The sequence below is a fragment of the Hungatella hominis genome (assembly GCF_014288005.1).
Taxonomy (GTDB): Bacteria; Bacillota; Clostridia; order Lachnospirales; family Lachnospiraceae; genus Hungatella; species Hungatella effluvii.
This window is the reverse complement of sequence record NZ_JACOPB010000026.1, coordinates 50,622-60,403: the sequence shown is the minus strand read 5'-3', so window position 1 is coordinate 60,403 and position 9,782 is coordinate 50,622. Positions and strand designations below refer to the sequence as shown.

The window sequence follows — 9,782 nt, the reverse complement described above, 5'->3', positions numbered from 1 at the left end:
CACTTTTTTCATTTTCTTCAAAACTTTCTCAGCGGTTCAGCTGGAAGATTTTTGGAAAAGTTTGCCGCCGTTTTCAGCGGCGAGGTATATCATATCAAAGCAGCCGACAAAAGTCAACACTTTTTTTATATTTTCTTATATTTCTTTTTCGGAGCCGTATTTCGGCCTGGCGGAAGGGGGATCCTGAAAGGATAGCAAACAGGCGGAAGTTCATGTTACCGTGGACTCCCGCCTGTTTGGCCGGTTCTTCCTATTGCGGCTGCGCGGCTCCTGTCAGATACTGTTCCAGGGCCTGAGCCGTCTGGTCCGGACATGAGGTGGGGCGCCTGTTGCTTCCGCTATACCAAATCTCCCGCGGCCTTCACCTTTACCCGGTTTGTATTTCCCGGATAATATGCCAGCGGCACATCCTCCACTTCAATGATTTCCACTGTCTCACGGACGGCCCCGGCTTCCACGGCCAGTTCCACAGCCTCGGCCCTCGCCCGGTTTAACGCTGCCTCACGCGGAGTCTCATCGTAGTTGATCAGCTGTTCCAGCGTGCCGCTCACCTTGGATATGGCCGAACCAATGGCATTGGCTGTACCGAAATAATCCGGCTTCACCACGGACTTTGTTCCGGCAAGCTGGTCCGGGATAATGATGGAGCCGCCTCCTACCAGGATGACATCAATGTCCGCACTGGATACCTTCATGGCGTCGATGCTGTCCTCGACCATGGAACGGATTGCCTCCATGGCCTTCCTGGCCGTCTCATAATCCAGCTGTTCCACCTTCGACTTATCTCCGATATCCGCCAGCTTAAGCTTCACCGCCACATCCGTGGCCGTCAAGGTATCCCCGCCGAATACAAGGGCTTTCTCGGTGATCCGGTAGCCCACGCTGTCCGGACCTACGGTCACGGTTCCATCCTCATGCTGCCTGACAATGGAACCGCCGCCGAGACCGATGGAGATCACATCCGGCATACGGAAATTCGTGCGGACGCCGCCGATCGTCACGGCAACGCCGGATTCCCGTGGAAAGCCCGCTAAAATTACACCGAGATCTGTTGTGGTTCCACCCACATCAATCACGATGGCATCCTTTAAATGGCTTAAGTAGCTGGCCCCCCGGATGGAGTTGGTCGGGCCGCATGCGATCGTTAAGATCGGATACTTCTTCGCATACTCCATGGTCATGAGCGTGCCGTCGTTCTGGGATAAGTAGACTCTGGCGTCTGTAACACCTTCGTCTTCCAGTGTTTTTGCAAATCCGGTGGTAAAGCGTTCCGCCACCTCGTACAGGGCGGCATTTAATATGGCGGCATTTTCCCGTTCGATCAGTCCCATGGAACCGATCTCGCTGGATACTGACACATGGACCTCCTCCCCCATCACCTCACGGCAGAGCGCGGCCGCCTCCAGCTCATGGTCGTTTCTCACCGTGGAGAAGACGCAGGAGATCGCCACGGATTTTACCCTTCCCTTCAGCCCTTCAAAGAATCGGGCCGCCACTTCCCGGTCAAAGGGGGCCAGCTCTTTTCCGTCGTATTCGAAGCCGCCTCCCACAACCGCGTAATCCACGGCGATTTTCTGTATATCTTCTTCCCAGTCTATCATCGGCGGTATTCCCAGCGTAGCGGGGGCGCCGATCCGAAGGATGCCGATCGGGGCCAGGGATTTCCGCTCCACAATGGCGTTCGTACACTGGGTGGTTCCCAGCATGGCCTGGCTGATCTCCGCCCGGTTGATCCCGGACGCCTTCAAGCAGGCGCGGACCGCGCCGAGGATGCCGTCATAGATATCGCCGGAAGTCGGATACTTCACTTCCGCTACTACATTTCGGTCGCTGTCGATCAGGACCGCGTCCGTATTGGTGCCTCCAACGTCAATTCCCAATTTATACATCTGCATTCCCTCCAATCCGATCTTCCAGCGGCACATAGTCCGTATCGATTCCAAAATAGCGCGGTCCCACCAGCTTAAGGCCCGCCTCGCTTCTCCACGCGTCAAAGCATTTGAGCCCGACCGCAAGAACACGTTTCCCGTATTTTAAGGCGTCTGTCGTCACTGGAATGAAGGTCTCCGTATCGACCAGACAGATGAGATCCGGCACGGTAGCCAGAATGACGCCGTCCACGGAGGCAGACAGATTTTCGTTCTGGAATACCACCTCCGCCCTTTTCCCGCGGTCGCTTCCGATTCCCTCGATGACGACGCGGCCCAGGTTGAAGGCGCCGTTGGTCTCCCGAAGGACATCGGCGATCTTTCCCTTAAACAGACGGTAACCTTCGGAAAACTCCAGGAAACGTTCCTCGGGAGTCAGATCCGTGCTCTCCTTCACCCTGCGTATGGCCTCGCCCAGCTTCTGGCTTCTGGTGACGATGCCCTTCACGGCGTGCTGTTTGAGAATGGCCCCTTCCACACAGTAGAGGGAGACCGAGACCGAGCCGCCGCAGCTCATGGTGACCGACCTCGCCAGTTCCTCGGTCCACTGATTCGTGATGGTGTTAAAGATCACGCTGTTTCCCTTCTCATCCACCAGGGCCATAAGCGTCGCCGATATGCCGGCCATGGTAAACGTCACCATCTGGAGCTCCGGGAACGCCCGGCCCATTCCATCCGCGTCCACCATGGGAAGTCCCAGCCTGGCCGCCGCCGCGATGGGTAGCATGGAGTTGACACCGCCCGCCTCTATTGGCATAAATGCAAATATCTTTTTACCGTAATACTGGGAGATCATGTTGTACAGCACTTCGTACTCTTTTCCCCCAACGCCCTTCTCGCCCAGAATCGTAGGCGCCCCCATCATGGCGATGGGAACCACCAGCGCGTCATCCGGAATCTCCTCCGGGTCCAGAAGCGTCACCGGCCCCCGTTCCTTTACCGCGCCCATGGCAACCAGTTTTCCTATGTAAGGGTCTCCGCCTCCGCCCGCTCCCAGCAGGGAAGCGCCCAGGGCAATATCTTCAATTTCACTCAAGCCGATCTTTCGCATGTGCCGCCACACTCCTTATCTTTAAATTTCTGCAGGCCATATTCCACATTTCCGCAGTCAAAACTTACACTTATGCACATCAAATACCACATTGCCACACTTCAGAACCCGCGCCGCCAGAAAAACAGAAAGGCCAACGTCTTTCGTTGACCTATTGACCTTTCTACTATCATAAATTATTTATTCGGAAAAATGAATCCCCTGGAAAAACGAAAATAAGCCGTATTTTTTGTCACTTTGGACAAAAGGTCAGCAGCCGGTTCACCGCCACCGCACAGTATAAGGAAAAGGTGTCCGGGAAATCACCGATGCGGTAGCCAAGAATATCGGAAAAACGCTGAATGCGGTATTTCACCGTATTCTTATGAAGATAGAGCAGTTCTCCCGTCTTTAAGTAGCTGCACTGGGCATCCAGGAGATAGACCTCCAGCGTCCTGACAGCATCCTTCTCCTCCTTCGCGTCCCGCAGGGCGGCAAGCGGCCTTAAGGCCTCCTGCACCGCCTCCTCACCTCTTCCGATTCTCTCACGGCAGTCTCTCGCAAAGCCGATCTCCTGAAGGTGGTACGCCTCCTTTTCCGGAAAGATCGCAATGGTGTCTTCAATATAATCCCGGTGCAGCAGAAAGGCTTCCCGCACCGCGGCGGTATCGGCCAGATGATTGCAGCAGGTGATGGTGTAAAACACCGTATACGGCTCCATGTACGCCTGGACAGCCGTCAGGATTTCCTTTTCCTCACCGAGAGACCGGGGGCCTTCCACGAAGATCACCATCTCCCCCTCGCAGATGTCTGCAAACACAGTCTTATAAAAAGAGGACAGTAATCCTGTGAGGCCCTTAAGCGCGGAGACGCCGTTCATCTTCTGCCAATCCTCTTCCACGTGAAAGATCATCATGGAGTGGATGGAGGCCACATCGATATGGAAGATATCGGCCAGCCGGCGCATCTTCATGGGCTCGTCCTTTAAGATCGCGCGGACCAGCTCCGTCACGTCTACCTCATCGTGCTGCGTGCTCCAGATATTGACCGCCAGCTGCACAGCCTCCACAACCTGCTGCCGGACAGTCTCCACAAGCGGTTCTCCCTCTTTAAAGATAAACAGCTCCATATGACGGTCTTTGTGAAGCAGGATGGGAAAGCGGGCCAGAACGTACTCAGAGTCCGAAGTGTATACGGTTCTCTCACTCCCCATCTCCGGCAGTTTTCCCTCTGTCAGGAATCGGCTCAGCGTCTTTTCCTGGTTCAGCGGCCAGACCGCTTCATTCAGGACACGGAAGGACTGATCGGTCAGGAGTATGGAAGCCATGATTCTCTCGCTAAGCATCTTAAGCATGGTTCCCACCGAGCGCTGGTGCTCCGGCAGGCGCGCCACCTGATCCAGAAGCTCCCCGACAAACGCCGTATTATTCAGCCGGTCCTTGACGATGGCCTCCATGATCTCGCTGATGGCGTCGGAATAACGGAAATCCATACGGTTTTCCGGCATGACGATCAGGACGAAATGATACGCATCGGCGATCCGCTTCATGGCCTCGGGAATGCGCGGCATAAAGAGGCCGACGTAATAAAGAATCAGCCCTACCTCACCGGCCTCGGCCAGCCGTTTAGTCACCGCGCACTGCCGCTCCTCGTCCTCCGGGTTATTCATGAAACCGGTTATGACAATTTCGCTTCCGTAGTAGTCATCATTTCGGAAGAAGGCATCCACCATCTGATCCGGGTCCGCGTATTCCAGTACGGACAGAGACGCCACGATGCGGGACAGGCCGCCCCTGCCCGCCTCCACCCGCGCATTTCGCAGGGAGGAGAGACGGAGCAGATCCGCCACAGTCACACTCATTGCTTCTCTCCCTCGTCCGTCACTGTAACGATCGTGTGGGGCGCAAGCTCCAGTGCAGAGGTCTTCGTCCTGTGGCGCAGGACCACTTCCACCGGGTGATCCTCCCGGTTTAAGAGGATGACCGCCAGGCTTCCGTCAGGATTTAAGAAGGAGCACACCTCCACTTCTGAAGTGTATCTGGAAATCCCGATTCTCACTGCTCCTGGCTTCACATAGCGGCTGAAATGGCCGATGTAATAGTAGCTGGGCTGCCGTTCGATCGTATGCTCCTTTGTATGGAGCATGATGGGGGCCGCGCAGTAATTTCCAACGTGGTTCGGACCGCCGTTCTCATCCAGGAATAAGTTCCAGTCGATGTGGGCCCTGCAGCCATGGTTAAAGTTTCCGATCATATCATGGGCGTACATCTCCGCCTGCTGCTGCAGGTTATTTCTGTCAAATCTGGAGTACTCCACGCAGCCCTCCGTGAAAATCAGGGACTTCTCCGGGTAATCCTCGCTGACCATCTGAAGATTTTCAAAATGATCCCCGCTGTACCAGTGAAAGCCCATTCCCCAGATTCCTTCCGAATCCCCTTCAAAATACGTCTTCGCGTTCTCATAGACACGTTCCTTATTGTGATCCCACAGCAGAATCTTTACGTCCAGGCCAGCCCGGTCAAGAGCCGGCTTTAAATATCCAAGGGCAAAGTCCCGCTCCTCCTTTGGCGTGTAGACACAGGAATCCCAGGTCTGAACAGCCTTCGGCTCATTTTGAACGGACACGTATCCCACGCGGATGCCCTTTTCCCGGTAGGAGATGAGGTAACGGACGATATACTCCGCCCACAGGTTCCGGTATTCCGGCTTCAGTTTTCCGCCATGGTTCATTTCCCCGTTGGTCTTCATAAACGGAGGCGGGCTCCACGGAGTCGCCAGCAGGCACAGCCCTTCGCCCGCGGCCTCTTTCGCCTGACGGATCAGGGGCAGTAAGTACTCCTCGTCGCAGTCCGTGGAAAAGGTGGCCAGCGCCTCATCACCATCTGCGACGTAACAGTAGTTCCTCAGCGAAAAGTCACAGCTGTTAATATGGGTTCTGCAGAAACGGTAGCCCAGCCCGTCCGCTGAAAAGTACGCGTTCACCGCTTCCGACCTCTGCTCGCTGTTCAGAGCAGACCACGCGTAACCGGCCGCCTGCGTAAATGCGCCTCCGAATCCCAGGACCGGCTGATACTGTTTCTCCGGATAAATGGTGACCAGCCCGCTCTCCCGGTCCGGTTCCTCCTTCCACACTGCCGCTGTCTCATCAAAATAACGGCCGGCAGCTACATCGGTTGTTATAATCTTCATCTCATTCTCCTCTCTAACGATTCTGAGATTATTATACCATGATATGAGACTTCTGTATCCACTTTCATCTGACATAGTACAGCTTCCATGCCGTCTTTTCTCACCCTTTTCCGATCTCAATCACCCGCTGCACCAGATCCCGGTAAAATACCTCCTCGTGTGAAACCAGCAGGACAGTCCCCGGGAATTCGGCCAAGGCCTCCTTAAGCGCCTCCTTCGCCAGGACATCCAGGTGGTTGGTCGGCTCATCCAGAATCAGGAAATTGCACGGTTTCAGCGTCAGCAGGCACATCTTTACTTTTGCCTGTTCTCCGCCGCTCAAGGTTCCAATGGGCTGCATGGCATGTTCGCTGGAGATGCCGCACCGGGCCAGATTTTTCCGGACTTCCTTCCCCGCAAGATCCGGTCTGGCATCTGATATAAGCTCCATGGGCGTCATCGTTTTGTCGTTCCACTTAAGCTCCTGTTCAAAATATCCGGGCACCACCTGATCGGAGAATTTATAACTGCCCCGCAGGGAGGGAATCTGGCCTGCCAGTGTCTTCAGCAGCGTTGATTTTCCAATTCCGTTAAAGCCCGTAATAACCACCTTCTGACCGCCTCCAATGCTGAAATCCAGGTTAGACAGCACCGGATACTGGTATCCGACGGCCAGGTGTCTCACCGCCAGATGCTCCGTATTGGTCAGCGGCAGTTCCGGGAAATGGAAGAGCGGCTTTATCTCCTTTCTGTCCATCTTCTCCATCTTTTTCATGCGGTCCAGCTGTTTTTGACGGCCTCTCGCCATTCTGGACTTCCGACCGGCAATATTTTTCCGGATAAACTCCTCGGTCTCTTTAATCTCTCTCTGCTGCGCCGCATACTGCCGGACGTAATCTTCCCGCAGCAGCGTCTTCTTTTTCAGAAATTCGGAATAGATGCCATAATACTTCGTGATCGTGCCGTTGTCGATATCGCAGATGCGGTTTGCGATTTTATCCAGAAAGCCGTAATCGTGGGACACGACCAGGAATGCATGCTCCAGGCCGGATAAGTAGCCGGCCAGCCAGGCGACGTGTTCCCGGTCCAGGAAGTTGGTCGGTTCATCAAACAGCAGGACCTCCGGCTGTTCCAGCAGAAGCTTCGCTAAAATCACCTTTGCCCGCTGTCCGCCGCTCATCTGTCCGATGGAACGGTCAAGGCCTATGGCGGACAGTCCCAGACCGTTTGCCACCTGTTCGATGCGGGTGTCGATGGAATAGAAATCAAGGGTTTCCAGTTCCTCCTGAAACCGGGCCGCCCGCCCCAGTAAGCCTGTGTCTCCCTCCGCGGCCCTCTCGTACAGTGCGGTTATCTCACTTTCCATCTCGTACATCCGTTTAAATGCCGACTTTAAAAACTCCCTCATCGTCATACTGTGATCCATCTCCGCGTACTGATCCAGATAGCCGACAGAAAGTCTGGGCTGCCAGACGATCCGCCCGGCATCCGGTATCACCTGCCCGGTGCATATTTTGATCAGGGTGCTCTTTCCGGTTCCGTTCCTTCCGACGATGCCGATGTGTTCTCCTTTGTTCAGTGTCAGCTCCGCGTTTTTATAGAGCAGGTTATCTCCAAACGCATGTGTCAATCCATTTATTTCCAATAAGCTCATAGCTTTTATTTCCTTTCTTCTCTGTTATAAATCCAGTTATCCCGCGTAAAAACGCAAAAAGGCAGAAGGCACTTCCGCATCCGCCGATGCAGCAGCCTTCTGCCTGTAAGCTCGAAAAGAGCTTATGAAACACAAAAGGCTACGGACAAAACATTGTCCATAGCCTCTGATCCGTCAGATTCCCGTACGGAAAACAGACAGTATCCATACCTGTCAGGTATGGATATTGCCCTGTTTCCCGATGAAATCTCAATACATCATTTATACGCTATACTCTGCACAATGTTTCACCGGTATGGATTGTACAGAGTTCAGTTTCCTTTTAAGCTGGCTTGTCAAATAAAAGTTCATGATAATTCTCCTTTGCTGAAACGCACTTATTATATCACAATGGATTGGGGATGTCAATTTTCGTAAAAAAGGAACAGCATCTGCGATACACGGTCCGCATCCGCCATTCCTTTTCTGAATCAGATTTTTTCTCCAAATCCGCTTTCTACCAGCTCCACCAGCATATCGACCGCCGGCTTCTCGTCTTCTCCCTCGGCTGAAATCTCAATTACCGTCCCCTGGCTCATCCCCAGTGACAGAATACCGATAATGGATTTCGCACTGACTCCTCCGCCGGCGGCATTTCCCGTGTTCCGCACGGTCACGCCGGCCTTGAATTTCTTCGCCTGGTCAACAAACTGGCTGGCTGGCCGCGCATGAATGCCGGTGGCATTGATTACCGTAGCCTGTTTTGAATACATACCCGTCTCCTTAAGTGTCGTCTCTGTCTGATTGATAATGCTGATTTATAATGCTGCCTTAAAAATAGCGAGCACGTCCTCTTTCTCCATGGGGATAAACGCTTTTTTTAGTCCCGCGCCTGCCTTCTCCGCCATCTCGTCAAAGTATTCCTCATCAATTCCCAGTTCCTTAAGCGTAGAAGGAAGATCCATCTCCTTAAAATAAGCCTCCGTCGCCCCAATCGCCTTCTCCGCGATCTCATGAGGATCGAGGGATGGGTCAATTCCCCATATCTCCACACCGTATTCTACATAGTTATAGAGATTCTCCTCCCGCATCATATGACGCAGCCAGTGAGGAATGAGCACGGCAAGCCCCGCTCCGTGGGTGATATCATAAAAAGCGCTGAGTTCGTGTTCCATCGAGTGAGCACTCCAGCCAACCGGATTCCCCTTGGAGAGAAGCCCATTGATCGCCCAGCTACCGGCCCACATCAGATTGGCCCTCGCCTCATAGTCTTCAGGATCCCGGTACGCCCGGTGACCGTACGCTACTGCCGTTTTAAGCACCGCCTCACAGAAACGGTTCTGAAGATAGGCCCCCGGATTGTTGTTAAAATACACCTCCAGCACATGGCTGATGATGTCGGCGGTTCCTGCTGCCGTCTGATACTTTGAGACGCTGTACGTATACTCCGGGTCCATAATGGATACCTTTGGTCTCATGGCTGCGTTAGAGAATCCGATCTTATCCCTGGTCTCCGGATTGGAGATAACAGCGGATGTATCCATCTCGGAACCGGTCGCTGCCACGGTAAGGACCGCGATCACTGGCAGAACCTCCTCCACCTTTACCTTTCCGCTCACCATGTCCCAAGCGTCTCCCTCATAGGAAGCGCAGGCTGCCACGGCCTTTGCACAGTCGATGGCGCTTCCTCCGCCTGCCGGAACCACCACGTCGATTCCATGTTCTCTGCAGAACCTGACGCCTTCCCGCACCGATTCCACACGCGGATTGGGATCCACTCCGCCAAGCTCATACCACTCGATTCCGGCATCTGCAAAGAGCTTTGTGATGCTGTCATACAGCCCGATCTTCTTTATACTTCCGCCGCCGTAAACCAGCAGAACCCGTTTTCCGTATACCTGCACCTCTCCGGGAAGCTCGCTCACCTTTCCCCTGCCAAAGTGAATCTTCGTTGGAATGTGATATAAAAAATTGTCCATTGTCTCATGCTCCTTCTTGTCTTATTCTGATGTTATCCATCTAA

General features: G+C 53.9%; 8 protein-coding genes. 1 reads left to right on the top strand and 7 read right to left on the bottom strand.

From position 1 onward, the window contains the following. Positions 1-195, top strand: a 195-nt coding sequence (locus H8S75_RS32485) for a hypothetical protein (protein ID WP_207729248.1), incomplete at its 5' end; no start/stop codon positions are given. 143 nt (positions 196-338) lie between these two features. Here the strand turns inward: H8S75_RS32485 and H8S75_RS29865 are convergent. The 7 genes from H8S75_RS29865 to H8S75_RS29835 form a co-directional block, all read right to left on the bottom strand. Then, entirely contained in the window at positions 339-1,889 is a 1,551-nt protein-coding gene (locus tag H8S75_RS29865) for a hydantoinase/oxoprolinase N-terminal domain-containing protein (RefSeq protein WP_187024614.1), read from the bottom strand. Beyond that, on the bottom strand, positions 1,882-2,979 hold the full coding sequence (locus H8S75_RS29860) for an S-methyl thiohydantoin desulfurase family protein (RefSeq protein ID WP_187024613.1): 1,098 nt from the start codon (positions 2,977-2,979) through the stop codon (positions 1,882-1,884). The genes H8S75_RS29865 and H8S75_RS29860 overlap by 8 nt, the downstream gene beginning before the upstream one ends. Positions 2,980-3,211: 232 nt before the next feature. Next, positions 3,212-4,819 carry a PucR family transcriptional regulator gene (locus H8S75_RS29855; protein ID WP_187024612.1) on the bottom strand — a complete coding sequence of 536 codons (1,608 nt, stop codon included), beginning with the start codon at positions 4,817-4,819 and terminating at the stop codon, positions 3,212-3,214. Then, positions 4,816-6,147, bottom strand: coding sequence for a glycoside hydrolase family 30 protein (locus tag H8S75_RS29850; protein ID WP_187024611.1), 1,332 nt, complete (start codon positions 6,145-6,147; stop codon positions 4,816-4,818). Before H8S75_RS29850 ends, H8S75_RS29855 begins: the two co-directional genes overlap by 4 nt. A gap of 100 nt (positions 6,148-6,247) precedes the next feature. Beyond that, positions 6,248-7,780 carry an ABC-F family ATP-binding cassette domain-containing protein gene (locus H8S75_RS29845; protein WP_187024610.1) on the bottom strand — a complete coding sequence of 511 codons (1,533 nt, stop codon included), beginning with the start codon at positions 7,778-7,780 and terminating at the stop codon, positions 6,248-6,250. Between the two features lie 470 nt (positions 7,781-8,250). Beyond that, on the bottom strand, positions 8,251-8,532 hold the full coding sequence (locus H8S75_RS29840) for an HPr family phosphocarrier protein (RefSeq protein WP_110326188.1): 282 nt from the start codon (positions 8,530-8,532) through the stop codon (positions 8,251-8,253). Positions 8,533-8,577: 45 nt separating this feature from the next. Then, positions 8,578-9,738 (bottom strand): iron-containing alcohol dehydrogenase, encoded by a 1,161-nt coding sequence (locus H8S75_RS29835; RefSeq protein WP_187024609.1) that lies wholly within the window; start codon positions 9,736-9,738, stop codon positions 8,578-8,580. Positions 9,739-9,782: the final 44 nt, after the last annotated feature.